Origin of the sequence: uncultured Thalassospira sp. (genome assembly GCF_963976115.1) — a bacterium.
GTDB lineage: Bacteria > Pseudomonadota > Alphaproteobacteria > Rhodospirillales > Thalassospiraceae > Thalassospira.
Genome location: NZ_CAXBJJ010000005.1, coordinates 51394 through 77983, shown reverse-complemented (window position 1 = coordinate 77983; position 26590 = coordinate 51394). Strand labels below are relative to the sequence as shown.

Below are 26590 nucleotides of genomic sequence, written 5' to 3'. Positions count from 1 at the left end.
TCCGGCGGCTTTTGTTTGATCTGCCAATCAGCATGAAAACTTCTGCAAAGCCCTGATCTTTGGCGATACAATACCAATCTTCGATGATAACAACTCGTTGAGAACTGGCTCGGCGCGACTACGCCGCGCGGCTTGTGATGCGATTTGCAAGGGCTTCACAAGCCCGCCCGCCGACTGAAGGGCTCGTCGATCGGTGTTGATCAACGAGCTTTGGCATAAGCTGCACGATGTCGTTTGAAATCAGGTTACGTGTTTTTTGGCAACGTTCAGGAAGTTATCGATATAGTCCTGAAGGAATGCACGTGTGTCATCAATGGTGATGCCGCCATCGTGCGCGATCAATTCGGGTTTGAAGTGCTTTAGAGAATGCCGAGTTGCTCCCGTTTAACAATATCGTGTTTGTAATGCCGTTACGGCTTTGTTGTTCCAGTCATATTTGAAATTGGTGCTTGTTTGCGGCAATAAATCTCATGGGTTGTTAATGTTTCCGATTATTCAATTTTAATATGCGTTGCGTTCAACGTTTGCGATAAAGTGCCTAACAGTTTTTAAACAGGTTGCGTGGTTGTTTTGGGGATGTGAGATGTCTTCCGGCGTCGCCCAAACATCTGCCAGCCCGCCAATTATCGCCCGCCAACAAATCGAATGGATATATATTGATGACAAACAGACTGTGGTGGCTTTTTCCGCTAAGTGGCGGGTTTTATGGGGCGGCGTTATGGTATCTGCTGACCTATGTGGACGAGCGCAGTCTGTATCTTGCCCCGCTGATGATTTTTATCATCGCAGCGGCCTATTGTTGCTGGTTTGCCATCGGGGTGCGCAAACTGTGGCGTGATATTGTGTTTTCGCTGGTGGTTTGCGGGCTGACAGCCGGGCAGGTTGCGGTTTTTCAGGCTTTGGTCGGGTTCGCAAATGTTTACGATACCTCGGTCACCGGGCTGTTTGTTGCCCAGGCGGTTTGGGTCGGGGTTCTTGTTGCGATGTGGCGCAGTCCGGCCTCCGCTGTGCCGAATGATGATGGGGGAAATGCGGAAGATGCGTATAATCGCGGCACGATGGCTCCGCCTCGCGGCAAATGGGGCCGTTTTGTCGACATCTTCCAAATTGTTCCACAAATCTGGAATATCAAGCTGTCACTGGCCTTTGGCGGGGTGGCGATTGGTGTGTTCTGGATCATGGCCTATTTGCTGGCGACATTGCTTAACATTGTCGGTTTCACTGCCCTAAAGGATTTTCTGGAATCTTCGTTCGGCGGGGCGTTGCTTTCGGGCGCGGCTTTTGCCACCGGCATTATGCTGACACGCGAAAAACCCAATCTGTTAAAGGCCGTTCGGCAGGTGCTGGGCACGCTGTACCGGTTTTTTTATCCGTTGCAGGCCGCCGGGGTTTTTCTGTTTTTGCTGTTGGGCGCGCTGGGGGGCTGGGAACAGCTTTTGGGGCAGGATACCAGCATGTGTCTGGTGGTGACGGCGGCGGCACTGTGGCTGAGTTATTTGCTGTTCGGGGCGATACAGTCGGGCGTGACAACAACATTGTTTGGCCGTCGGGGCGATGTTGTTTTTCGCTATACCTTATGGATGGCGCCGCTTTGCGCGCTGGCCGCAATTGGCACGATCTGGATACGGGTTGATGATTACGGCCTGACACCACAACGCATTTATAGCACCTGGATTGCGGTTGTCGTGTTAATCGGCACGCTGTGGATCATGCGGGCGGGCATGATGCGCGGTAATAAGGGCGGTGAGGGCATGATTGCCGCTTTGCAACGTGCCTTTGGGCAAGTTGCGATTGGTGGTGCTATGATCGCCTTTTTAATTCATCTGCCATGGTTGGACCCGGTCAGCATCGCCGCAGGCAATCAGCAGACCCGCATGATGCAGAGTGATACCTTAAAACACACCGATCTGGCCTTTATGGCACAGGCCTTGGGCAAACCGGGGGAAAAGGCGGTTGCCGCCTTAAAACAGGCCCATCCCGATGCGGTGCCAGACCTGGCCGAATTGCGATCAATGCCGGTGTGGCGAAATCAGCGCCAGGAAGTGGCCGCCAGTGAAATTCCGGTTTTTCCCGAAAATCAGCCCTATTCGCGCGCCGATCTGACCCAAATGATGGACAAGGATTTGCAATTTGACCGTCAGTTTTGCAAAAGCGACACGGTAGCGATGAGTGCGCCCCAGGCGGAGAACAAATGCGCCCTGCTGATTGTTGATCTGGACGGCGATGGTATCGGTGAAGCCGTGTTTTTCTCGCTGCGCCCTGTGGCAACGGTGTTGAAATATCGTCCACAGAAAAAGCAGTGGGCCTCGGTGCGGACTTTGTATCTGGAAAAGGTTGGCAGTGAGACAGACATTATCGCGCAGTTGAAGCAGGGTGATTTCAAATTGAAAACACCGGCATATTCTGATTTGTCGGTGGGGGGCGTGCTGTGGGAGCAAACCCGTTAATGCATTGTGCCGGGTTTTTGCTATGATAAAGAGGCCATCCGATCACGCCCGGGGCGACCAGAATGATCCAAAGGGGAGACTGCAGACCATGACGACAATTTTCCGACATGTCATTGTCAGTATGGCGTTTTTGGGGCTTGTCGCCTGCGGCGATACAGCACCGAATTGGGAACCCCAGGATATGATGGGCGGGCCTGCCGAACAGACCAATCTTGATGATGCCTATGCAAGGATGGTCGATTTCAAGGCTGCGGCGACCGATGACAGCGGCAAGGCATTTTATGCCGGCCCCAATGCCACAGTTGTGGGGGCGGGGCAACAGGCGCTGGCGATGTGCCAAAATGGCGGTGGGGCCAATTGCAAGGTATCGCGGCTGGGCCTGACATCGATTGACGGGCTGGACCAGCAAGGCGTCGCCGATGTGATTAAATCTTACAGTGACACCCTGACCGCCGAAGCCGCACAGGCCGCCAAGGCCGGTAATATCGAAGCCGCCAACTGGCTGGCCTATCATTACGCCACCAAGGGCGAAAACCTGATGGAGGCCGAAAGGCTGATTAAGATGGCCATGCAGGTGCAGCCTGAAAACCCGTCGATACAGGATACTTACGGCCTGATCCTGTATAAGCAGGGTGATTATCAGGCTGCGGAAGAAGCCCTGATCAAGGCCAACAAGGCCGCCCCCATTGCCGAGCATCTGGCCCATTTTGCCGATAACGCCCTTGCGATGGGCAAACGCGACATGGCGCGGGTCGCCTATCAGCGTGCCTTGAACGCCAATCCCGACCCTGTTTTGTCGCAGCGCATTCAAAAACAGCTTCTGGCGCTTGATATGGGGGCAGGGGCTGCGCAAAATTGAGTGCGTTGGTAAAGCCTAAGCCCGAAAGCCCGGCCTCGCCTGAATTGACTGTGCCGGGCGGTAACAATAGGCCGCGATGTGATGATTTCCTGTGTGATATTTGATTGTGACGGTGTGCTGATCGACAGCGAAATTTTGTCTTTCGCCGTGGATGAGCGGGTTTTGGCCGGGCATGGTATTAAAATGTCGGCGGCACAGATCGCACAGGATTTTGGCGGTATCAGCTACGGCGAAATGGTTGCGATGCTGAATGACAGATTTGGCACCCAACTTGACCCCGCAGATTATCAACAAACCTGCGAAGGTATTCTGGCGGATATTTTTAAGGCCGACCTTTGTGCCATTGATGGCATTGCCGGTGTGCTGGCTGAAATGCGGGTGCCAATATGCGTGGCATCGGGCAGTGACCTTGCCCGTTTGGCAATGTGTCTTGATATTACCGGGCTGGACGGTTTCTTTGCAGACAAGGTTTTTTCCGCCCAACAGGTGGAAAAAGGCAAGCCCGCGCCGGATGTGTTTCTGTTTGCAGCCCAAAGGATGGCGGTTTTACCGCAACATTGCCTTGTGATTGAAGACAGCCCGTCAGGCGTTATGGCCGCGCGGGCGGCGGGGATGCAGGTGGTTGGTTTTTTAGGCGGTGCTCACCGCCATCATGGCGATGCGGTCCTGTTGCATGACGCAGGGGCACCGCATGTTGTTGCATCTGGCGATGAGCTTTTGCAGTATGTGCGTGATTTGGGGCTGGCGGGAAAAATGCCGTTGCCGGTCGTTACCGGTTAAGCCGTTTTTGCCATTTGGGCTGGTGGCCAGTCCAGGCTGATCGGCATGCCGTCAATGTCACCCATATCGACTTCGTTAAGGTTATTGCCGGGGCCTGCCCGGTCAATGATCAGAAATTCGCTGTCAGGTTCCAGCACCAAAAGCGGATGATGCCACACGCCCTTGTCATAGGTAATGCCCTGTTTGCCATTGGTGACAAAGGCGCGCAAATCATTTGCCATGGGCAAATCGCTGGCGGGGGCAACGACAATTAAAAATCGTTGGCCCTGCATCGGCACAAAGGCCTGCGATCCCAGCGGATGGCGTTCCATCATGGCAATGCGGATCGGCAGAGGGCGCGGATTGCCGCGAAAAATGCTGATAATCGGTCGTCCGCCTTCCTCGCTGGCATCGATGCCGGAAATATCGTGATAGCGCGTGGTCGTCCCCTGATTGATCCCAAAGGAGTCGCGTGCGGTTTCCGTGCTGATCACGTCACCAAATTCGGTGAAGGCTTCCGGTGTTAGCATTTCGACAGTCAGTTTCATTTTCGCCCCCTGTTGTCCGACCTGTACCTCTCAGGGCCGGGCCGGTTTTCCAAGAATGCGGATGCGGCTGATGCCGCCATCCGGTATTGAATTGATGCGCAAATGCGAAATCGGCCCGCGTGCGGTAATTGCGGCCCCGCCAAATTCATGAATGCGGTCGGCCTGCATTTTTTGTTCGGGCAACACGGTTTGCCAAAACATTGACCGTGCAATAATCGACTTGTCCTTTTCGCCGTCCACATAGGCACCCTGAACCGACACACGGTCAGGGAAATTGCCTTTGAAATGGCAGGTATCGATCACGATTTTATCGATCTCGCCGGGATGGCCCAACTCGATAATCAGCCATTCATTTCCCGGTTCGCGCCGACGGCTTGTTTCCCAACCATCGCCCATATTCACCCCGCGCCCGGGGGCCAGAACCACATTGGGGTTACCATAATGGGCATCGGACCAGGCAAGCGCGATACCGCCATTGATCATGGCGGCCAAATCTACCTGTTCGCCCTGCTGGGCCATCTGGCTCCAGTCGCGGTCGGGGCGGCCATAAACGCGCAGGCGGGCAATGCCGCCATCGGGGTAAATATGCAGTCGAACATGGGTAAAGACCCCGTCATGGCTGACCGCGGCATAATGATGCGCGCTTGCCCCCAGTCCCTGCGGGGCGGTAATTTCGGTCCAGCTTGTGGTGTCGTCCGGGTCGCCTTCGGGGCAAAAACAGGCCTCCAGCGAGGCGGCAGGCGGAAAGTTACCGGTAAAATAGCTGGTGTCGATATCAACACCATGGATCTTGCAGGACGTTGCCAGACGGACGATGGCGTAATCGTGGCCTTCCACCCGTTTGCGGCGGCTTTCCCAGCCATCCATCCATTTGCCGTTATCGTCGTATTTGTCGGGGTAAAAAACCGCCGGGGCCGATTGCAACATCCGTTGTTTGTCGGCAAAAAAATCGTCGGTGGCAAAAATGGCAATCGCGCCTAGCCGTTCGTCGGCCATATTGACAAAACGACGGGTAAATTCGGGGGCGGTATCGCTGCTTGCATGGCTCATGGGTTTGCGTCCTGCTGATATAAGGTTTGTGCCAGCTTACAGGGCCTGCAATCGCAATAAGGCGATGCGGTGAACCTGTTGCAGGGCTTCGTTAAATTCGGTGTCGATATCGTTTTTTACCCGGCGTTCAAAGGCGGCCAGAATGTCGGTACGATGAAATCCTTTTACCGCAAAGATAAACGGAAAACCGAACTTGCCCTTATAGACATCGTTAAGCTCGGTAAATCGCACAAGTTCATCTTCGCTGCATTGATTTAGCCCCGCACCTTGCTGTTCATGGCGTGAGGATGCGGTTAAATCGGCCAGGGCCAGTTTGCCGGCAAGGTCGGGATGGGCGCATAAAAGGGCGCGTTTTTCATCTCGCGTGGCGCGTTCCACAATGACCTGCATCGCGCTTGCCAGTTTTTCCGGGCGATCAAGGGCCGGGCTGATGCCATCTTCGACCAGTCGCTCGGCAATCCACGGCGAATGTTCATAAACGCCACCATACAGATTAACAAACGACTTCGCCGCCAGCGTGCTGGGCGGGTTTGTTGCAAACAGCGATGGTTTTTCATCCGGCCCGGTGGCCGTGGAAGCGGTGTTTTCGCTCATCTCAAAGGTTCCTGTAAATCAGGTGCAAGGGCGCTTTGCGATCAGCGCCTTGTAACTTAACCCGAAAACGGGTGGTGTTCGCGCCAGTGCCGGGCAATGTCGATGCGCCGGGCAAACCACACATCATCATGGCTGCGCACATAATCGACAAAGCGTTTCAGGGCGCTAAACCGCCCCGGGCGGCCGACAAGGCGGCAATGTAACCCCACCGACAGCATTTTAGGCGTATGAACGCCTTCTTCATAGAGTGTGTCGAAACTGTCTTTAAGGTACTGGTAATATTGCTCGCCCGAATTAAAGCCCTGCATGGCGGCAAACCGCATGTCGTTTACATCCAGCGTATAGGGCACAATCAGGTGCGGGCTTTCGGTCTGGGTGCTCCAGAACGGCAGTTCGTCGCTGTAATCATCGGCGTCATACAGGAAACCGCCTTCTTCAGCGACAAGGCGGCGGGTATTGGGGCTGGTGCGGCCCGTATACCAACCCAATGGGCGTTCGCCGATGATGTTTTTGATAATATCGATCGCCTGATGCAAATGATCGCGTTCAACATTTTCTGCAACATACTGGTAATCGATCCAGCGCAGGCCATGCGAACAAATTTCGTGCCCGTCTTTGATGGCAACTTCGCCAACTTTGGGCTGGCGGGCAAGGGCCATCGCCACGGCAAACAGGGTGATGGGGATTTCGCGTTCACGAAACAGGTTCAATATTCGCCATACCCCCACGCGTGACCCATATTCATAGATCGATTCCATGCTCATATGGCGCACACCCAGGCGGGCATCCGCACCGATCATTTCGGACAAAAACGCTTCCGATGCCGCATCCCCGTGCAGGATGCAGTTTTCCCCGCCTTCCTCGTAATTCAGCACAAATTGCACCGCAATGCGGGCTTTGCCTGGCCAGTTGGCGTGGGGCGGGTTTGCGCCATAACCGATCAGGTCTCGCGCATAGGGGGTATCGGTCATCTTTGCCTCCAGATCGTTTAATCCCGGTTTGGTTCGTCGGGTTATTTGGTGTAGCATTAACCATTGGCTGCGGTGCAGCAAGAAATTCCGGCATATCCCTGGCGGTAAATTTTCAAGGTGATGTAGAAAATATTGCCCCAGGCAGACACCCCAAAGATACTGCAAAGCTATATGTGCCAAGGTTTTGACGGTGATGCGTTCCGTGGCCATAATATCCTTTTTCAAAGAATTATTGATATAGTTTCACTTTATCGCCTCTTTCCTGAATGCCTGTTGCAGTGCGACCTTTTTAAAAACATCATAAAGAAACCGGCTTAACCCTTAAAAAGACGAACAGGCCGGATCAGAGAGGCAAGCGGACAACCGCTAAAATTATCGGGATTTAAATCAGGATTCCGGTTTCAGTGACAAAGGAGGCCCGCCATGGGGCGCTTGACCACACATGTGCTTGATACCGCGCGCGGTTGCCCTGCGGGCGGCATTCGCATTGAATTGCACCGGTTTGACGGCGGCCATGATGACCGTGTTGCCATCGCCGTGACAAACGCCGATGGCCGCACCGATGCGCCGTTGTTAGACGGTAAAACCTTTCGTCCGGGCAAATACGAACTGGTTTTTCAGGCCGGGGATTATTTCGATGCCGCCGGTTATAACCTGCCAGACCCCAAATTCCTTGATCAGGTGGTGATCCGTTTTGGCATTTCTGATGCCGATTCCCATTACCATGTGCCGCTTTTGCTTTCGCCCTTTGGCTATTCCACCTATCGCGGCAGTTAAGAAAGACCATGACAAATATGCGAAGCGACATCCGTTTTTTGCTGGGCAATGAAGAACGCCGGATTGCAACGATTGATCCGCAAACCACGGTGTTGAACTATCTGCGCCTGACCGAGCATAAATGCGGCACCAAGGAAGGCTGTGCGGAAGGCGATTGCGGCGCCTGCACCGTTGTTCTGGGCGAGGTGGATGATCAGGCAGCGGGGGGCATGTCGTATCGCACCGTTAATGCCTGCATTCAGTTTGTGCCAACGCTGGATGGCAAACAGCTTTTGACGGTGGAACATTTAAAATCCGATGAGGGTCGTTTGCATCCGGTCCAGCAGGCGATGGTCGATGCCCACGGGTCGCAATGCGGCTTTTGCACGCCCGGCTTTGTGATGAGCCTGTATAAAATCTGGCTTGATGGCGGCGAGCATGACCGGGGCGCGATTAACGATGCCCTGGCGGGCAATCTGTGCCGCTGCACCGGTTATGGACCGATCATTGAGGCAGCACGTCAATCTGGTGGTGCCGCAATAAATGATAAACTTGAACAATCGCGCCGACAGGATATTGCCAACCGCCTTAAAGCTTTGATCGGGGAGGATGGCGGATTAAGCCTGGCCCACGAAAGCGGGCGTTATTTTGCGCCGCGCAGCAGTGATGAACTGGCCCGGTTGCTGATCACGCATCCCGATGCGGTTATTCTGGCGGGCGGGACCGATGTGGGCCTGTGGGTGACCAAGCACCTTAAACGCCTGGACCCGATCATTTATATCGGCGATGTCGTCAACCTTAAACAGGTTGAAAAGATTGGCACTGAATTACATATCGGGGCTGGTGCCACCTATAGTACGGCACATGATGCCTTGGGGGCCGTTGCCGCCGATATTGGCGAGTTGATCCGCCGGATTGGCTCGCGGCAAATTCGCAATGCGGGCACGGTGGGCGGCAATATTGCCAATGGATCGCCGATTGGCGATACCCCGCCCGCCCTTATTGCGCTGGGCGCACGTATTGTGTTGCGCAGGGGCGATGTACGCCGCGAGGTGGCGCTGGAAGATTTTTTCATCACCTATGGCAAACAGGACCGTGCCAAGGGCGAGTTTGTGGAAAAAATCATTGTGCCGCAGCCGGGCGCACAAACGCAGTTCAAGGCATGGAAAATTTCCAAACGGTTTGATCAGGATATTACCGCTGTGCTGGGTGCCTTTGCCATCACGCTGGAAAACGGTGTGGTGCGCGATATGCGCGCGGCCTTTGGCGGCATGGCAGGCACCCCGATGCGGGCCAAAAAATGCGAAGCGGCATTGATTGGTCAGCCGTGGAATGATGAAACCCTGAATGCTGCGCGGCTGGCTTTGGTGGATGATTTTAAACCGATGACGGATATGCGGGCATCGGGCGAATATCGCATGTTGGTAGCGCAAAACCTGCTGAGCAAACTGTTTATCGAAACCACACAACCCGGCGTCGCAACCCGGCTGGTCGGGGAGGCTGCTTCACATGCTTGATAAAGTGGATACGACCGATCTGATCGCACCGACACCGGGCCTTAAGGGCGGGGTGCGGTCTGCCAGCAAGCATGACAGCGGCCCCAAACACGTCACCGGCGAAGCCGTTTACATCGACGATATTGTCGAACCTTATGGCACGCTTCATTTGGCCCCGGGGGCTGCCACCATTGCCCATGGCAAAATCATTAAAATGGATTTATCCAAGGTGCGGTCGGCACCGGGGGTGGTCTGTGTGCTAACGGCGGATGATATTCCCGGCATCAACGATGTTTCCCCCGCCCATACCCATGACGAACCGGTTTTGCCCGATGGCATCGTGCAGTTTTACGGCCAGCCGGTGTTTTGTGTGGCGGCGCAAACCCGCGAACAGGCCCGTGCCGCTGCCAAACTGGCCGACATCACGTATGAAGAATTGCCCGCCATTTTGTCGATTGACGATGCGATGGCGCAAAAATCCTATGTGGCCGACCCCCATGTGATGAAACGGGGCGATCATGTGCGTGCGCTGGCCGCAGCCCCACACCGCCATTGCGCGCGTATGGTGATTGGCGGGCAGGACCATTTTTACCTTGAAGGGCATATTTCCTTTGCCATCCCGCAGGAAGATGGCGACGTTTTTATTCATTGCTCCACCCAGCATCCATCCGAAGTACAGCATAATATTGCCAATGTGCTGGGCCGCCCGGCCAATGCGGTGACGGTAGAAGTGCGTCGTATGGGCGGTGGTTTTGGCGGCAAAGAAACCCAATCCATGCAATGGGCGGCCCTGGCATCGATTGTGGCGATAAAAACCGGGCGCCCGGCCAAAATGCGGCTGGACCGCGATGACGATATGATCATGACCGGCAAACGGCATGACTTTATCGTCGATTACGATATTGGCTTTGATGATAGCGGGCGCATCTGCGGCGCAGATATTCAATATGCCGCCAATTGCGGTTTCAGTGCCGATTTGTCATCGGCGATTGCCGACCGTGCCATGTTCCACACCGATAATGCCTATTATCTGGGCGATGTTGAAATTCGGTCTTATCGCTGTAAAACCAACCTTGTGTCCAACACTGCCTTTCGCGGCTTTGGCGGGCCACAGGGCATGGTGGCGATTGAACGCATCATCGATGAAATTGCGATGATGCTGGGTTTGGACCCGCTTGATGTGCGCCTTGCCAATTATTATGGCGGCGAAGGTCGTAATATGACGCCCTATCACATGCCGGTTGAAGACAATATTCTGCCCGAACTGACTCGCGATTTACTGGCAAGTTCCGATTACCGGCAGCGACGTGCTGAAATTGATGCCTTTAATGCCCAAAGCCCGGTGATTAAACGTGGCATTGCCATGACCCCGGTTAAATTCGGCATTTCCTTTACCACCACGTTCCTTAATCAGGCCGGGGCGTTGGTCCATGTCTATCAGGATGGATCGGTGCATTTAAACCATGGTGGCACCGAAATGGGCCAGGGCCTGTTTGTCAAGGTGGCCCAGGTCGTGGCCGAAGAATTCCAGATCGATCTTGATCACATCAAAATCACCGCCACCAATACCGGCAAGGTGCCCAATACATCGGCCACGGCGGCATCGTCGGGGGCGGATATGAATGGTATGGCGGCGCGCAATGCGGCACTTACTATCAAGGATCGGCTAATTGCGTTTGCGGCGGAACACTATAAGGTTGCTGCTGCGGACATTCGTTTTGTACCGGGCCGCGTCATAGTGGGGGATGTGGCCGATATCAGCTTTGCCGAACTGGTCAAACTGGCCTATTTCGGGCGTATTTCGTTATCCGCAACGGGGTATTACGCCACCCCGAAAATTCATTATGACCGCGAAACGGCATCGGGCCGCCCGTTTTTCTATTTTGCCTATGGCATGGCGTGCAGCGAAGTCATGATCGATACCCTGACCGGTGAAAACAAGGTCACACGGGTTGATATTTTGCACGATGTGGGTCAATCGCTAAACCCGGCAATTGACAGAGGGCAGATTGAAGGCGGGTTTATTCAAGGTATGGGATGGCTGACATCTGAAGAATTATGGTGGGATGATGCGGGCCGTATTCGCACCCACGCGCCATCAACTTATAAAATCCCCGCCTGTTCGGACCGGCCCGACGATTTTCGTCTGGAGCTGTGGTCATCGGGGCGCAATGTTGAAAAATCGATCCACCGTTCAAAGGCGGTGGGCGAACCGCCCCTGATGTTGGCCATTTCGGTGCATCGTGCCATTGCTCATGCTGTGGCGTCGGTGGCATCGGTGGTAAATGGCAAACAGGTTCCGGCCTTAAACACCCCTGCAACACCCGAAGCCGTTTTGCGGGCTGTCATGCATATGGCTGACGGGGCGGCACAGGCGGCATCGTTGGCAGATGCCCCTGTATCAATGGCGGGGGAATAAGCAATATGTGCGCCCTTTTCACCCCGTGTGGTTCATCGTCTGCATTGCTGGACCCGTCATCCTGGATCGGTTTGCTGCAAACAAACGAACCGATGGTGATGGTCAGCATTGCCGATATTGCCGGGTCTACCCCGCGCGAAGCCGGGGCGTTTATGGTTATTTCGACGACACAGATCGCGGGCACGGTGGGCGGGGGCAACCTTGAACATCAACTGACCCGCAAGGCCCGTGACTGGCTGGCCCAAGATACGGTGCCAATGGCGCAATTCATGCGGTTTCCGTTGGGGCCTTCGCTGGGGCAATGTTGTGGCGGATCGGTTCGGGTGGCGTTTCACGCGCTTACCCCTGCGCGCAAGGCGGCTTTGTTGCAGGCTGTTATCGCGTTGCGCGGCGGGCCGGGAATTGACCCGTCGCCCGTGTGGCTGGTGTTGCCGTCGGATCACAACCCCGATGGCGCGTTTGGTGTTATCTCGGGCGATGATGCGTCGTCGCTGGGCGCACAGTTTGGCAATTTGCGCGGCGGGGTGCTGGCAGATAACGGCCAACCTCTGCCTCTGCCTGTGGGGCAGGCGGCTGTGTCGGGGGCCCTGGCGGTGCGGCTCGATGACGGGGCAATGCCGGTATGGCTGTTTGGGGCCGGGCATGTCGGGTCAGCAATCGTCCGCGCGCTTGCGCCGTTGCCGTTCAATATTCACTGGGTTGATTCACGGGCTGACTATATTGATCACCCTGAAACGTCACATCTGCACCCGGTTTACAGCCCCAACCCATGGGAAGAAATCGCTGATCTGCCTGCCGGGGCCATGGTGCTGATTTTAACCCATTCCCACGCCGAAGATTTCGAAATTTGCCGGGCGGCCTTGTTGCGTGCCGATCCGGGCTTTGTCGGCATGATCGGCAGTGCCACCAAACGTGCGCGGTTTATCACGCGGATGCGGGCGCGCGCTGTGCCCGATGCGGCCCTGGCACGGCTAACCTGCCCGATTGGCGTTGCCGGTATTACCGGCAAGCATCCGGCTGTTATTGCGGCATCGGTTGCGGCACAGTTGGTGGGGATGCGCGAAAACATGCAGGCTAATGGCGGCCATGGTTTGCAGGAAGGCGAAACGGCAAATTTACAGACCCGTCAAACTGCCGGTTAACCCGGCGAGGTGCGGTTTTATTGCCGCTGCGTTGATCGGGAAAAACAAGCATCGGGCCATGTGATAACCAGGTGCAATAAAACAAATAAAACCCGGTTCGCCGGGCAGGGCTTTAACCAAGGAGAACAGGCTGTGTGTGATAATACCCACCATAAGCATATGCGTCATGCCATAGAATTATCGCGCCAAAAGATGGAAGAGGGCTGTGGCGGGCCGTTTGGTGCCGTTATTGTTCGCGATGACAAAGTCATTGCCGAAGGCTGGAACAAGGTTACATCCAGTATGGACCCGACCGCACATGCCGAAGTTTCAGCCATCCGTGCGGCCTGTGAGGCCTTGGGCGATTTTAACCTGGCCGGGTGCGAAATTTACACCAGTTGCGAACCCTGCCCGATGTGCCTGTCGGCGATATATTGGGCGCGGATCGACCATATCTATTACGCCAATGGCCGCGAAGACGCGGCTGCCATCGGTTTTGATGACCAGTTTTTATATGACGAGGTTGCCAAACCCGTATCGCAGCGCCAATTGCCGTGCGAACATTTTAAAATGGAAGAAGCCGCCGAGGTTTTTGCCCAATGGGCGGCCAAAGAAGACAAAATTGCCTATTAACAAACCGTATCTCAAAAAACCTATCTAAAAAACGCATCGAGACAGTTTGATTACCGGGCCGGGCAGGGGTAAAACGCCTTTGGCTTATGGAATCGGATCGCAATCAGGGGGTGGCAGACAGTGACCGCGATGACCGGCAATAAAACCGGGGCAGTCGAACAACGAACGGGATCGGGGCCAGCGCAGCTTGAAATATGCGGCGTCACCAAGGCCTTTCCCGGTTGTTTGGCCAACGACACTATCAGTTTTCGGATCGAGCCAGGCGAAATCCACGCCTTGCTGGGCGAAAATGGCGCAGGCAAAAGCACGCTGGTCAAAATGATCTATGGTGTGATGCAGGCTGATTCCGGTGACTTGTTGTGGGAAGGGCAACCTGCAACCATTGCCAGCCCGCACGTGGCGCGCGAAATGGGAATTGGGCTGGTGTTTCAGCATTTTTCATTGTTTGAAACCATGACGGTGCTGGAAAACATCGCCCTTGCCATGAACGATGTGCGCGATATGGCGGTTTTGCGCCAGCAAGTGGCCGAGGTTGAAAAAACCTATGGCCTGCCGCTGGATGCCGATCGCCATGTTTATACCCTGTCGGTGGGCGAACGTCAGCGCATCGAAATTGTGCGCTGCCTGTTGCAAAACCCCAAACTGTTGATCCTGGATGAACCAACATCGGTTTTAACCCCGCAGGAAGTGGATAAGCTGTTTGAAACCCTGCGCCGTCTTGCCAGTGAAGGCTGCGCGATCCTCTATATCAGCCACAAATTGCACGAAGTTCAGGCGCTGTGCGAACATGCAACGGTTTTGCGCGGCGGCAAGGTTGTTGCCACCTGTGATCCGCGCGCCGAAACGGCCAAATCGATGGCTGAAATGATGATCGGCCAAAAACTGGTCGCCCCGGACCGTGGCACCCGCCCGGAACCGGGCGATGTGCGATTGGCGGTTAACAACCTGTCGCTGGCAAGCGATCAGCAATTTGGCACCGATCTTAAAAACATTTCGTTCGAGGTGCGCGGCGGGCAAATTCTGGGTGTGGCCGGTGTGGCGGGGAACGGCCAGAACGAACTGTTTCAGGCGCTGGCCGGTGAAACCGAAATTCATGGCACGCCCGATTGTATTATTATCGATAAACAGCCCGTTGCCGATTTTGGCCCGCGCCGCCGCCGCCGTTTGGGGGCGGCCTTTGTGCCCGAAGAACGCAATGGGCATGGGGCAGTGCCCGATATGAGCCTGGCCGAAAACGGGTTTTTGACCGCGTTTCGCCGTATGGCCCTGTCGGCACGCGGCCTGATCCGCGAGGTGCCAACCCGCAGCTTTGCCGATGGCATTATCAAAACCTTTGATGTGCGCACCACCGGTAACAGTGCCGAAGCGGGCAGTCTTTCGGGTGGCAATTTGCAAAAATTCATTGTTGGCCGCGAGATCATGCAGGACCCGGGGGTGCTGGTTATTTCGCAACCGACCTGGGGGGTGGATGCCGGGGCGGCCAGTGCCATTCATCAGGCGCTTTTGGACCTGGCGGGCAAGGGTACGGCGGTTTTGGTGATTTCACAGGATCTCGACGAAATCTACGCCATTTGCGACCAGGTGGTTGTGATGGCGGGGGGTAAAATGTCAACCGCCCGCAATATGGCGGATGCCACCATTGATGAAATCGGCCTTCTGATGGGCGGGCTTCATGATCAGGGCGCAAATTCGGCCCCCGAACAGAACGGAGGCCAGAAATGATCCGGCTTGAACCACGGCGCCAGCATTCGCAAAAAATGATCTATCTTTCGCCCTTGCTGGCGATTGTGCTGACCCTGATCAGCGGCGCGATCATTTTTGCCTTTATGGGCAAAGACCCGATCGAAGCCCTTTATACTTTTTTCATCATGCCGATTAACAATGCCTATGGCATTGGTGAATTGTGCGTCAAGGCAACCCCGCTTGTGATTATTGCCGTTGGTTTGGCGATGGGGTTTCGCGCCAATGTGTGGAACATTGGGGCCGAAGGCCAACTGACGATGGGGGCGATTTTTGGCGGCGGGCTGGCATTGGCTTTTTATGACAGTACCAGCGTGTTTTTATTGCCCGGCATGTTTGTGATGGCGGCCGTTGGCGGCGCGTTCTGGGGCGCGATCCCGGCATGGCTGCGCACGCGCTTTAACGCCAATGAAATTCTAACCAGCCTGATGTTAACCTATGTTGCGACCTTGTTTCTCAGCTATCTGGTTTATGGGCCGTGGCGCAACCCCGAAGGCTTTAACTTCCCCGAATCCCGTGCCTTTCCCGATGCGGCGTTGCTGCCGATCATTTATGACGGCACCCGGGTGCATCTGGGGGCTGTCTTTGCCTTGTTGATCGTGGCGGGCGGCTGGGTTTTGCTGACCAAATCGGTGGTGGGTTTTCAGTTGCGCGTGGTTGGGCAGGCGCCACAGGCGGCCCGCCATGTTGGTTTCCGGCAAAAACGCATGGTGTGGTTTACCTTGCTGTTATCGGGCGGTCTTTCGGGCCTTGCCGGGATGTTCGAGGTGGCGGGTCCTATTGGCCAGCTTCAACCGTCGATTTCGCCGGGTTATGGCTTTACCGCTATTATCGTTGCCTTTCTGGGCCGCTTGCATCCGATTGGTATTTTGTTTGCCGGTCTGGTCATGGCGTTGACCTATCTGGGCGGGGAACTGGCGCAAATCAGTTTGGGGCTGCCCAGTGCTGTGACCGGGTTGTTTCAGGGGATCTTGCTGTTTTTCCTGCTGGGCTGTGATGTTTTGACCAAATACCGTATCCGTTTCGGATCGGTTAGCAAATCCGGGGAGCCGGCATAATGGACTGGATTGTACCCTTGATCCTTACCGTGATTACGGCATCGACTCCGCTTTTGCTGTCGGCAACCGGCGAATTGATAACGGAAAAATCAGGCGTTTTGAACCTTGGTGTCGAAGGCATGATGCTGATTGGCGCCATCACCGGTTTTGCGGTCACCGTTTCAACCGGATCGGCGATTTTGGGCATTATTGCCGCGGCCATTGCCGGGATGGCAATTGCGCTGATTTTTGCCTTTTTAACCCTGACCTTGATGGCAAATCAGGTGGCAACCGGTTTGGCGCTGACCATTTTCGGGGTGGGTTTTTCGGCCCTGGTTGGCTCTGGCTTTGTTGGTTTTGCCATCGAACCCTTGCCGTCCCTGCATATTCCGGTCATTTCCGACATTCCCGTGATCGGGCCGATCCTGTTTGGGCAGGATTTTCTGGTTTATCTGTCGATTTTCATGGTGATTGCTTCGGGCTGGTTTTTAACCAAAACCCGTGCCGGGCTGATTTTAAAGGCGGTTGGCGATTCCCATGATTCGGCCCATGCCATTGGCTATAATGTTATTCGCATTCGCTATATGGCAACGCTGTTTGGCGGGGCGATGTCGGGGCTGGCCGGGGCCTATCTGTCGCTGGTTTATACCCCGATGTGGGCCGAAAACATGACAGCAGGGCGCGGATGGATCGCGTTGGCGCTGGTGGTTTTTGCCACCTGGCGACCGGGGCGGCTTTTGGCCGGGGCTTATATGTTTGGCTGTATTTCGGTGTTGCAGTTGCACGCGCAAAGTGCGGGCATCAATGTGCCGTCGCAATTCATGTCAATGTTGCCTTATCTGGCAACGGTGATCGTGCTGGTGATTATTTCCAGCGACATCACCAAAATTCGTCTTAACGCGCCTGCCTGCATTGGCAAGGCGTTCCGACCGGCGCAATAACGCCGGCGCCAAGTGGGAGGTGCGTCACACTCAATTATGACGCGCATTGTTGATTGTACACGATAACAGGTATAAATCCTGTGCAGAAGGTTTTAAGGGAGACATTCTTATGAAGGCACGTTTTATGAAGCGCACGGCAGCCGCCTTGGCGACTGTGGGCGCATTGGCACTGGGCATGGGGGCGGCACAGGCAGCTGATCCGTTAAAGATCGGTTTTGTTTATGTCGGTCCGGTTGGCGATTTTGGCTATTCCTACCAGCATGATCAGGGCCGCCAGGCTGTTGAAAAGAAATTTGGCGACAAGGTCAAAACCACATTTGTCGAAAGTGTGCCTGAAGGGGCAGACGCCGAACGCGTGATCCGCCAGTTGGCCCAGACCGGCAATGACCTGATTTTCACCACGTCGTTCGGGTTCATGAACCCGACCCTGAAGGTGGCAAAACAGTTCCCGAATGTGAAATTTGAACATGCCACCGGTTACAAACGCGCCGATAACGTTGCGACCTATGCCGCACGTTTTTATGAAGGCCGTTATGTTGCGGGCGTGATCGCCGGTAAAATGACCAAAAGCAACGTTATCGGTTATGTCGGGTCCTTCCCGATCCCCGAAGTTGTGCGTGGCATCAACGCGTTCATGCGCGGTGCATGGTCGGTTAACCCCGATGTGAAGGTCAAAATCGTTTGGGTCAACAGCTGGTATGACCCGGGCAAGGAAGGCGACGCTGCCAAGGCCCTGATCGATCAGGGTGCGGACATTATGGTGCAGCACACCGACAGCCCGGCCCCGCTTCAGGTTGCTGAAAACCGTGGTATCAAGGGTTTTGGTCAGGCATCGGACATGATCAAATTTGCGCCCAAAGCACAGCTTAGCGCGATTGTTGACCATTGGGATGACTATTACATCGACCGCGTTCAGGCCGTCATGGATGGCACCTGGAAAGCGGATGATACCTGGCACGGCCTGAAAGAAGGCATGGTCCATATGGCACCGTTTACCAATATGCCGGATGATGTTGCAGCCCTTGCCAAGGAAACCGAAGACAAAATTGCCTCGGGCGATATCAAGATCTTTGCAGGTCCGATCTATGATCAGGCTGGCGAATTGCGCGTCAAGGAAGGCGAAGTTGCCCCGGACGGCATGCTGCTGGGCATGGATTGGTATGTTAAAGGCATTGACGCCGAACTGCCGAAGTAAAACAGAGCCTGGTTATCCTGCCGGGGCGATCTATCCCCGGCCCGGAAAATACTGCTAAAACAGTCCTGCTGGTTATCCGGCGGGGCTGTTTTTATTTATATTCCATGGGTTTGGGCGGTTGATCACTTGCTTTGGGGGGTGTTTGATTGGGGTTATCCAGGGCAGCGGCAGCGGCATCAAGTGCAGTGTCGAGCTTTTCGGCGTCTTCTTTTGCCTGTTTGTCTGCTTTTTCCCGGGTGCGTGCCATGGCGTTATGGTCTGCATTGGGGTCGGGCAGGGTTTCGTAAAATATCATTTCGGCTCGCGGGTGGGTTAAGGCGAACAGGGCGGCGCGAATAAATTTTAATTTTACCCGGCGCTGGCGGCTTTGTCCGGCCCATTTTTCGCGAAACAGTTCCAGGTCGTCGCTGCGCGCAAAATGGATCACCATATCGACATAGGGTGCGCTTTGCCCGGATCGCGGCAGTTCAATATTGCGAATGCCCATGTTCCAGCGGTCATGGCGAATGTTTCGATCCAGCCAGTCAAGGATCGGTTGGGCGGACTGTCTTTCGTGGATGACGATGCGAAATGGAAAATTCCGAAGATCTTTTTGCATTTATCCTCTAACCAAAATCTTTGCCAGCGAGGTAATGATACATCAAGCTGTTTTAAAATAAGTATAAATCCTTTGTCTTTTAGTTAGAACGGGTTATCTGTTTTAGAGGGGAACTGGCGGTAGGGGAGGTCGTGATCTAATGATCGGTGAGAGAGAGTTTGGCGTTCTAAACCCGATGATACCAGCATTATATGAGGCCGCGATTTCGCCCGAATTGTGGAAAGAACGCCTTGACTGGTTGACCGGGGTATTGCGCAGCAAGAACATTGTTCTGGTACGCATTGAAAATATCCGCCCGGAAATTTCCGATTATTCTTTTCACGCCAATAGCTGGATCACGCCGGAAATGACGGCCGAATATCTGCGACTTGGTTTGAACAATAATGATGGCTCGGCCTATTTCCATCAGCTTGAACTTTACGAATTTTCAGTTGGCGACGAAATGCGTCACCGCAACGGGGACATGTCGCCGTCGCGCTTTTACCCATGGCTTGAAAAAGTTACCGGTTGTAATCTGGCAGCGGGATTGTGCCTGTCAAACGATCCGTCCGGCTATGATATTTTAACCACCCATTACCGTGATGACGGGCCATTTGTGCCGCACGAAGCGGCCAGTATGCTGCGCATTATTGGCCCCCATCTGACAAAAGTTCTGGAAATGAACCGGCCGGTCAATCTTTTGCGGCACCGTTACGGCGCATTTCTTGATGTGCTGGACCGCTTGCGGATCGGGGTGGGGATTGTCACCGCTGGCTCGGAACTGGTGCTTGCCAATGAAGAATTCAATCGCATTGTTTCAACCGGCGACAGCCTGATGCTGGGGGCGGGGGCCAGCCTGTCGGCACGCGATGATCATGATGCGCGCTTTTTGCGTGATGCCATCTTGAAGCTAAGCCGCAAGGATCAGTTAAGTACGACGTCGCAAAGCATTCGCCTTGGCAGCCGGATTAATGAAAACAGCGCCTATTTGCTGGATCTGTCGCCCTTGCGCGAAACCCGTGGCGCTTTTGGCGGGCAATTTTCCGGTGTGCTGGTGACGGTGGTGGACCCGTTCTGGTACACCGATTTGAATGTTGGCCTGATGCGCCAGCACTATAAATTGACCGCGACCGAGATCGATGTTTTTGACGCGGTTCTGCGCGGATTAAGCAACAACGACATCGCCGATCATTTGGGCAAGGGACGTGAAACCGTCAAATCCCAGCTTGCCAGCATCTTTCGTAAAACCGGGGCCAATGACCGGCTGGAGCTTGTGCGCCTTGCGGTTCAGCTAATCATTCCGCTAAACGACGACGGCGACACCCAAAAGCCGCAGATCGGACGCGTTTCTTAAAATGTGCTGGCCGATTATGGCCCGGTCGGCTGGATGGTTCGATATTTGACCGACCGGACCTTTTGTCGTGTCCGTTTATGCTGTGCCGTTTAGGATGATCAGCTGGCACCCTGACCAAGATCAATGACATAATCTTCGATCAGGCCGCGTTTTTTATGGACCTTGGTGAATTTGATCGGCCATTTGTTGTCGGGGGAATAAAACCAGCTGCGGGTGTTGGAGGCGTCTTTGCAAATCACTTCATAGGTCGGGATGGTTTTGGTGCCAACGGTGACCATTGCGGTCCCGGCAACCGTACAATCGCGTGTTGCGGTCCATGTGTCTTTGCCGTCCGTTCCTTCAATGTCAAAGGATTCCATCGCACCAGGCTTTAACGGCCAGATATCGCCTTTCTGAACAACGCTTTGCGTGCCGTTTGATCCGGCGCAATTGGTCCATTTGGTTTCGGGGCTTATGAAGTCAGCACCTTCTGATGTGCAGCCGGCATTGGGCCCTTCGGTGATTTCAAACATCAAACCATCGCCATTTTTGCCGGTAACGGTCAGTGTTTCTTTTTCGCCGTTGCGGTAATAGGCATAGGTATCACCGACGGCGATGTCGGGTTTGGCCAGCGACAGCAGGCTGACCTGGCTGTTGCGTACGACATTGCTGTTTGTCTGGCAGGCTGCCAGCCCGATCAGCATGGCAAAAGGCATAATCAGTTTCTTCATCAAAGTCTCCCAGGCGTTTAAAACTCGTCCTGCAATTTTCCCAAAGGCGGGACAGGTCGGGTTTGCTCAATGTTATTGAACGCGATTTTTAACATCGGCAAATCCCCCGGACGGGGGATATGGCGCGGGTTTTGATCGGGAAACGGTCAACCGGCGTATAATGCCTGTGGTCTCCGGCTGGTTTTATCGAATTGTTCTAATTTTCAGAGGCTGGTTTAGACTATGTGACACATGGAGATTTTACATTTATCCTTCGCGGATATATCGTTCCATGGTAGTCGAACAGGCAAAACTGCCGTCAATTTGGAACGGTGGGTCATCGGATAGAAAAACCGGGGTAGGATACGTGAGTGAAACGCTAGCCAGAGCCAGGCCGACAGGCAAGGAACGACATTTTGGTGCAGACGAACTGATCGTTAGTAAAACCGACCTGAAGGGCCGTATTACTTATGCCAATGGCACGTTTCTTGATATCGCTGGCTATGACGAAGAAGAAATTCTGGGTCAGCCCCATTCGATTATCCGCCACCCCGATATGCCGCGCTGCGTTTTTGCGCTGTTATGGTCCGAGATCGAGGCCGGGCGCGAAATTTTTGCCTATGTCGTCAATCTGGCAAAAAACGGCGATCATTACTGGGTTTACGCCCATATAACCCCCAGCTTTGACCGGCACGGCAAAATTACCGGATATCATTCCAATCGCCGGGTGCCCGAGGCCGGGGTGGTCGAAAAAACGATCAAACCCCTTTATGCCGAATTGCGCAAAATCGAAGAAAGCCAGCCCAACCGCAAGGATGGCATGCATATGGCGGCACGCGCCATGGCGCAAAAGGTCAAGGATATGGGCCTTGAATATGATCAGTTCGTTCAAAGCCTGTCACAACACTAACGCCGAGGTTTGAATATGTCCCTGTTTGGTGGGTCTGCGAAGTCGGGAATTCAAAAGGCGCTGGAAGTTGTCGAGGCGGCAGCAAATGGCGACTACGAAGCCCGGATTATCCATGTCGACAGTCATCCGCAGATGCGCGACCTGTTTAATGCCATTAACCGGCTTATCGACCGCAACGATGCGTTTCTGCGCGAAAGTGCGGCATCCATGGCGGCTGTGGCCGAAAATCGCTATTACCGGCGCATTGTTGAAACCGGGCTGGTGGGTTCCTATCTGACATCGGCGCGTGAAATTAATGCAGCCACGGGGATGATCGAAAAAAAGCTGGGCGGTTTTCAAAAGGTCGTCGACGAATTTCGGACCGGGTCGTTCGATGCGGTGGACCGTATTGCCCGGGCATCGGTCGCCCTTGAAGGGGCATCGGACGATGCCAACCGCATCGCGCATGAAACCAGCACCCGTTCGACCAATGTCGCCGCTGCGGCCCGCCAGACCGCCGATAATGTGTCAGGTGTTTCTGCCGCGTCCGAGGAATTGAACCATTCCATTCGTGAAGTCAGCGAACAGGCTCGTGAATCGGTTGATATTGCGCACCGCGCCAACGGGTTGGCCCGCGAAACCGATGGCCGGATTGGTCAGCTTGAAACCGCCGCCGTCGAGATTGTCGAGGTTGTCAGTTTCATTCGCGACATTGCGGCCCAAACCAACCTTCTGGCGCTAAATGCGACCATTGAAGCGGCGCGTGCGGGCGAAGCAGGCAAAGGGTTTGCCGTGGTGGCCAACGAGGTTAAAGGCCTTGCCAATCAAACCAGCAAGGCAACGCAAAGCATCGAGGAAAAGGTTCACGACATTCAGAACGCGATTGAATTGTCGGTCGGGTCGATCCGCGAAATTGCCGGTGTCATTGATGATCTGGCGGCGCGTGCTGATCTGATTTCAACCAATGTTGAAACCCAGACTGCCCTGTCGTCGGACATGACGCACAATGTTGAACAGGCATCGGGCGGGGCGTGTGAAGTGACCGATAATATCACTGTCGTTTCCAATATGACCACCCAGACCGGGCAGGCAGCCCAAACCACCCGCGAAATGGCTGCCGATTTGTCACGTCAGGCTGAAAACCTGCGCGGGCAACTCGGTGGATTTCTCGATAATATTACGCAATTGCTGTATACTGCGGCCCGTAAGAAATAATCCGCAGGCCAAAACCGGCACGATCCTTGAACCGGTTCCCCCTTGCGGGCTGGTTCAGGGATATGACAATGCGCGTATTTTTCAATGCCCGTCATGATGCCCATGACGTGAAATCGGAATTTTATCGCGGCCAAACCATTTCCGCTCTCGACGATCCGCGTCGCATGGGCATTATCCGCGATGCTCTGGCTCATAAAGTAACCGCACAACTTGTGGACCCCGCAGATCACGGTATGGCGGCAATTCGTGCTGTTCATGATGCTGATTATCTGGCTTTTTTAAGCCATGCCTGGCAGGACTGGAACGATGCCGGGTTTGATGGCGCGGCCATTCCCGGTGTGTGGCCGACCAATGTGCCCGTTGCGGGTGATAAGGCCAACAGCATCCCCCCGGATCATCACCACATCCTTAAAAAGCTGGGCCAATATGCCTATGCCACCGACACGCCGATTGGCGATGGCAGTTGGCAGGCAGCTTATTGGGGGGCGCAAACCGCCATTTCGGCGGCCCATGCGGTGATGACGGATGGCGAGGCATCCTTTTGCCTGGGGCGACCACCGGGGCACCACGCGCACCGTGCCCGCTATGGCGGGTATTGCCTGTTAAATAATGCCGCGATTGCCGCCCAGCATATGCGTGCCCTTGGGGCTGGGCGGGTGGCGATTCTTGATATTGATCAGGATCACGGCGATGGCACGCAGGATATTTTTTATTATCGTGGCGATGTTTTAACCGTGTCGATCCATGCAGAGCCGGACGGTCATTTCCCCTTTTTCACCGGCTATGCCCATGAAACCGGATCGGGGGACGGGGCAGGGACAAACCTTAATTTGCCCTTGGCGGAAAATGCCGGTTTTGTCGGGTTTTCATCCGCATTCGAGGCGGCACAGCAAAAAATTGCCGCTTTTGGTGCCAGTCTGCTGGTGGTGTCGCTCGGGGTGAATGCCCACGCGCTGGAGCCATTGGGCGCCCTTGGCCTGACCACAGCGGATTATACGGAAATTGGCAAACAGATTGGCGGCCTTGGCCTTCGCACCCTGTTTGTGATGGAAGGCGGGTATGCCCATGATGTGATCGGCCAGAATGTGGCGGCGGTGTTATCAGGGTATCTTGGCGGCGATGGCGACTGACCCCGACAGTGTTACCGGGGAGATGGCAGGGTAAATCTCGCGGACAATTTCCAGCCACGCCCGGGCCGCGTGCGATAAAAATCCGTTTCGTCGCCAGATCATGGCCATGTCCCATTGGGTGTCGGTTTCGTTAAGCTCGATATATTTCAGGCCGGGATGCGGGCGCTGCTGCGCAATCATGCGCGGTAAAAAGCTGACACCAAGGCCTGCTGCCACCAGTTCGGTGATAAAATCGATCTGACTGCTGCGCGCCGCAATAACCGGTTCAATTTTACGGCGACGGGCGGCATCAATTAAAATACGGTTGAGCGCAAACCCCTTTTCAAACAGGATCAACGGTGTGTCGCGCAAATCATCAAAGGTGATGCGGGGTTTATGTGCGTCGGGATGGTCGTTTGGCAACAGGGCGACCAGCGGTTCGCAGCGCACAGGTTGGGCATCAAAGTCGCCCGCCGTTGGTAACAATGATGCGCCCAGTTCCAGTTCCCCGCTTTGCAGCATTTCTTCCAGCCGGGTACTGCCCTGTTCGACCAGGCGAATATCAATGCCGGGAAACCGTTTGCGATAAATGGCAAATACTGGCGCAAACAGGGTGTTGCTGCCAATTGGCGGCAGGCCCAAATGCAAGGCACCGCGTTTTAAGCCGCGAATTTCATTTAATTCCGCCAAAAGGTCTTCGCGCTCGGCCAAAATGCGCAGCGCACGGGCATAAACAACTTCGCCCGCTGCCGTCATGCGGCTGTTATGGCCGATGCGTTCGAGCAACGGCACCCCAATTTCATCTTCCAGCTGGCGCACAGATTTGCTGATCGCCGACTGGGTGACAAAAACGGTTTTGGCTGCGTGGGAGAAACCGCCCTGACGAACAACTTCGACAAAGGCGCGCAGGGCGCGAATATCCATAATCATTCCTAATGGGAATAGTTTTAAGTAATTCAATTCATTTTAATCATATTGTGCGGTGCGTTATGGTGGCAGTCAAGGAGAACAGACATGACCCCCCCAATTTCTGCGGTCCCATCCCCCGCCACCGTCCACGCCGTCGCTGCCCCGCTTACGACCAGCCGTTTTTTCACCGGTATCAGCATTCGCAGCCGCCATGCCGTGCGCAATAGCCGCCTTTTGCAAATTGCTTTGATATTTGCCTTTTGGCTGCTGGGCGAAGCGATTGTACGCATGGTGCATGTGCCCTTGCCCGGCGGGATTATCGGCATGGCGATTGTTTTTGCCTTGCTGGCAACACACCGCATCAGCTTGCACAGCATGCGGCGCGGGGCACAATGGTATTTGGCCGAAATGCTGCTGTTTTTTGTGCCTGCCGTGTTGGCGGTTTTAAATCATTCCGAATTGTTCGGGATGCTGGGCGTGAAGGTTTTGGTGGTCATCTTGGGCAGCACGGCATCGGTTATTGCCGTTACCGCCCTGATTATGGACGTTTTTGTACGTTTCAGGTCCCGCCATGATGTGGTTTGACAATGCCATTGCCCAGGCCATTTTCTGGTCGTTGGCAACAATCGGCTTTTATATTCTGGCCCGTAAACTTCATCATCGCTGGCAACGCGGCTGGTTAACGCCGCTTTTGGTCACGCCGGTCATCCTGATCGGATTGGCATTGCTGCTTCATGAAAGTTATGGCGCTTATATCCGTGGGACCGGCTGGCTGGTAACGTTGCTTGGCCCCACCATGGTGGCCTTTGCCGTGCCAATTTATGAGCAGCGCAAATTTATCTATCGCCACTGGCCGGTGCTGGCGGTGGGGGCGGTGGCCGGTAGTGTTACCGCGATGGTAACCGGCTGGTGCCTGGCCACGTTTTTGGGGTTGGATGGGGCCTTGCGGCTTAGTTTGCTGCCCCGTTCCATCAGCACGCCCTTTGCCATGGAGGTGTCGGGCGATATTGGCGGCATTCCCGATTTAACCGCGGTTTTTGTGGTGGTGACCGGGGTATTTGGTGCGGTTCTGGGCGAAATTATGCTGGCCCGTATGCCGGTATCATCGACCCTGGCCCGAGGGGCCGCATTGGGCATGGGCGCACACGGTGCCGGAACGGCCAAGGCCCACGAAATTGGCACCGAAGAAGGATCGGTTGCCGGGTTGATCATGGTGTTGGTCGGCTTGTTAAATGTTATGATTGCGCCGGTGATTGCCTTGTGTTTACGGGGCTGATCAAGT

25 protein-coding genes are annotated in these 26590 nt (G+C 54.8%); 18 read left to right on the top strand and 7 right to left on the bottom strand.

Annotated elements, in window-relative coordinates; translation table 11 throughout:
- Positions 1 to 659 precede the first annotated feature (659 nt).
- From AAC086_RS07250 to AAC086_RS07240, 3 genes are all read left to right on the top strand, one after another.
- On the top strand, positions 660 to 2447 hold the full coding sequence (locus AAC086_RS07250; RefSeq protein ID WP_339777067.1) for a hypothetical protein: 1788 nt from the start codon (positions 660 to 662) through the stop codon (positions 2445 to 2447).
- A gap of 88 nt (positions 2448 to 2535) precedes the next feature.
- Positions 2536 to 3306: a hypothetical protein gene (locus AAC086_RS07245; protein WP_339777065.1), complete on the top strand. Its 771-nt coding sequence runs from the start codon at positions 2536 to 2538 to the stop codon at positions 3304 to 3306.
- 81 nt (positions 3307 to 3387) lie between these two features.
- A complete protein-coding gene (locus tag AAC086_RS07240; RefSeq protein WP_339777636.1) occupies positions 3388 to 4086 on the top strand; it encodes an HAD family hydrolase in 699 nt (232 codons plus the stop codon).
- On the opposite strand, the gene AAC086_RS07235 is transcribed toward AAC086_RS07240, so the two are convergent.
- Genes AAC086_RS07235 through puuE form a run of 4 tightly spaced genes read right to left on the bottom strand, consistent with a single transcriptional unit; the run spans position 4083 to position 7228 of the window.
- Entirely contained in the window at positions 4083 to 4613 is a 531-nt protein-coding gene (locus AAC086_RS07235) for an ureidoglycolate lyase (RefSeq protein WP_339777063.1), read from the bottom strand. The two genes, AAC086_RS07240 and AAC086_RS07235, sit on opposite strands and share 4 nt — an antisense overlap.
- 30 nt (positions 4614 to 4643) lie before the next feature.
- Entirely contained in the window at positions 4644 to 5663 is a 1020-nt protein-coding gene (gene alc / locus AAC086_RS07230) for an allantoicase (protein ID WP_339777060.1), read from the bottom strand.
- A 36-nt stretch (positions 5664 to 5699) separates the two neighbouring features.
- Entirely contained in the window at positions 5700 to 6257 is a 558-nt protein-coding gene (uraD, locus tag AAC086_RS07225) for a 2-oxo-4-hydroxy-4-carboxy-5-ureidoimidazoline decarboxylase (protein ID WP_339777058.1), read from the bottom strand.
- A gap of 56 nt (positions 6258 to 6313) precedes the next feature.
- The gene (gene puuE / locus AAC086_RS07220; RefSeq protein WP_339777056.1) at positions 6314 to 7228 is read right to left on the bottom strand and encodes an allantoinase PuuE; all 915 of its coding nucleotides are present in this window, start codon (positions 7226 to 7228) and stop codon (positions 6314 to 6316) included.
- A 423-nt stretch (positions 7229 to 7651) separates the two neighbouring features.
- On the opposite strand from puuE, the gene uraH reads away from it, so the two are divergent.
- The 9 genes from uraH to AAC086_RS07175 all read left to right on the top strand — a co-directional run bounded on the left by uraH (position 7652) and on the right by AAC086_RS07175 (position 18566).
- Positions 7652 to 8005, top strand: coding sequence for a hydroxyisourate hydrolase (gene uraH / locus AAC086_RS07215; RefSeq protein ID WP_339777055.1), 354 nt, complete (start codon positions 7652 to 7654; stop codon positions 8003 to 8005).
- Positions 8006 to 8013: 8 nt separating this feature from the next.
- Positions 8014 to 9501: a xanthine dehydrogenase small subunit gene (gene xdhA, locus AAC086_RS07210; RefSeq protein WP_339777053.1), complete on the top strand. Its 1488-nt coding sequence runs from the start codon at positions 8014 to 8016 to the stop codon at positions 9499 to 9501.
- Positions 9494 to 11899 carry a xanthine dehydrogenase molybdopterin binding subunit gene (gene xdhB, locus AAC086_RS07205; RefSeq protein ID WP_339777051.1) on the top strand — a complete coding sequence of 802 codons (2406 nt, stop codon included), beginning with the start codon at positions 9494 to 9496 and terminating at the stop codon, positions 11897 to 11899. Before xdhA ends, xdhB begins: the two co-directional genes overlap by 8 nt.
- 5 nt (positions 11900 to 11904) lie before the next feature.
- The gene (gene xdhC / locus AAC086_RS07200; protein WP_339777049.1) at positions 11905 to 13041 is read left to right on the top strand and encodes a xanthine dehydrogenase accessory protein XdhC; all 1137 of its coding nucleotides are present in this window, start codon (positions 11905 to 11907) and stop codon (positions 13039 to 13041) included.
- Between the two features lie 132 nt (positions 13042 to 13173).
- The gene (locus AAC086_RS07195) at positions 13174 to 13653 is read left to right on the top strand and encodes a nucleoside deaminase (protein WP_339777046.1); all 480 of its coding nucleotides are present in this window, start codon (positions 13174 to 13176) and stop codon (positions 13651 to 13653) included.
- A gap of 129 nt (positions 13654 to 13782) precedes the next feature.
- Positions 13783 to 15375 (top strand): ABC transporter ATP-binding protein, encoded by a 1593-nt coding sequence (locus AAC086_RS07190; protein WP_339777633.1) that lies wholly within the window; start codon positions 13783 to 13785, stop codon positions 15373 to 15375.
- Positions 15372 to 16451 (top strand): ABC transporter permease, encoded by a 1080-nt coding sequence (locus AAC086_RS07185; protein ID WP_339777044.1) that lies wholly within the window; start codon positions 15372 to 15374, stop codon positions 16449 to 16451. Before AAC086_RS07190 ends, AAC086_RS07185 begins: the two co-directional genes overlap by 4 nt.
- Positions 16451 to 17371, top strand: a complete 921-nt coding sequence (locus AAC086_RS07180) for an ABC transporter permease (protein WP_339777041.1) — start codon at positions 16451 to 16453, stop codon at positions 17369 to 17371. The genes AAC086_RS07185 and AAC086_RS07180 overlap by 1 nt, the downstream gene beginning before the upstream one ends.
- Before the next feature lie 124 nt (positions 17372 to 17495).
- Complete coding sequence (locus AAC086_RS07175; protein ID WP_339777631.1) at positions 17496 to 18566, top strand: BMP family ABC transporter substrate-binding protein; 1071 nt, start codon at positions 17496 to 17498, stop codon at positions 18564 to 18566.
- A 91-nt stretch (positions 18567 to 18657) separates the two neighbouring features.
- On the opposite strand, the gene AAC086_RS07170 is transcribed toward AAC086_RS07175, so the two are convergent.
- Entirely contained in the window at positions 18658 to 19164 is a 507-nt protein-coding gene (locus AAC086_RS07170) for a hypothetical protein (RefSeq protein ID WP_339777039.1), read from the bottom strand.
- Between the two features lie 139 nt (positions 19165 to 19303).
- Here AAC086_RS07170 and AAC086_RS07165 point away from each other — a divergent pair, with 139 nt between their 5' ends.
- Positions 19304 to 20497, top strand: a complete 1194-nt coding sequence (locus tag AAC086_RS07165) for a helix-turn-helix transcriptional regulator (protein WP_339777036.1) — start codon at positions 19304 to 19306, stop codon at positions 20495 to 20497.
- 98 nt (positions 20498 to 20595) lie between these two features.
- On the opposite strand, the gene AAC086_RS07160 is transcribed toward AAC086_RS07165, so the two are convergent.
- Positions 20596 to 21207, bottom strand: a complete 612-nt coding sequence (locus tag AAC086_RS07160; RefSeq protein WP_339777034.1) for a hypothetical protein — start codon at positions 21205 to 21207, stop codon at positions 20596 to 20598.
- A 346-nt stretch (positions 21208 to 21553) separates the two neighbouring features.
- Here AAC086_RS07160 and AAC086_RS07155 point away from each other — a divergent pair, with 346 nt between their 5' ends.
- From AAC086_RS07155 to AAC086_RS07145, 3 genes are all read left to right on the top strand, one after another.
- A complete protein-coding gene (locus AAC086_RS07155) occupies positions 21554 to 22096 on the top strand; it encodes a PAS domain-containing protein (RefSeq protein WP_339777032.1) in 543 nt (180 codons plus the stop codon).
- Between the two features lie 15 nt (positions 22097 to 22111).
- Entirely contained in the window at positions 22112 to 23290 is a 1179-nt protein-coding gene (locus tag AAC086_RS07150) for a methyl-accepting chemotaxis protein (RefSeq protein ID WP_339777031.1), read from the top strand.
- Positions 23291 to 23358: 68 nt separating this feature from the next.
- Complete coding sequence (locus AAC086_RS07145) at positions 23359 to 24420, top strand: histone deacetylase family protein (protein WP_339777029.1); 1062 nt, start codon at positions 23359 to 23361, stop codon at positions 24418 to 24420.
- Here AAC086_RS07145 and AAC086_RS07140 read toward each other — a convergent pair.
- The gene (locus AAC086_RS07140) at positions 24391 to 25323 is read right to left on the bottom strand and encodes a LysR family transcriptional regulator (RefSeq protein ID WP_339777026.1); all 933 of its coding nucleotides are present in this window, start codon (positions 25321 to 25323) and stop codon (positions 24391 to 24393) included. The genes AAC086_RS07145 and AAC086_RS07140 overlap by 30 nt on opposite strands.
- Positions 25324 to 25413: 90 nt before the next feature.
- Here AAC086_RS07140 and AAC086_RS07135 point away from each other — a divergent pair, with 90 nt between their 5' ends.
- Together AAC086_RS07135 and AAC086_RS07130 are read left to right on the top strand one after the other, a co-directional pair.
- Positions 25414 to 25893 (top strand): CidA/LrgA family protein, encoded by a 480-nt coding sequence (locus AAC086_RS07135; RefSeq protein WP_339777024.1) that lies wholly within the window; start codon positions 25414 to 25416, stop codon positions 25891 to 25893.
- Positions 25880 to 26584, top strand: a complete 705-nt coding sequence (locus AAC086_RS07130) for an LrgB family protein (RefSeq protein ID WP_339777021.1) — start codon at positions 25880 to 25882, stop codon at positions 26582 to 26584. Before AAC086_RS07135 ends, AAC086_RS07130 begins: the two co-directional genes overlap by 14 nt.
- Positions 26585 to 26590: the final 6 nt, after the last annotated feature.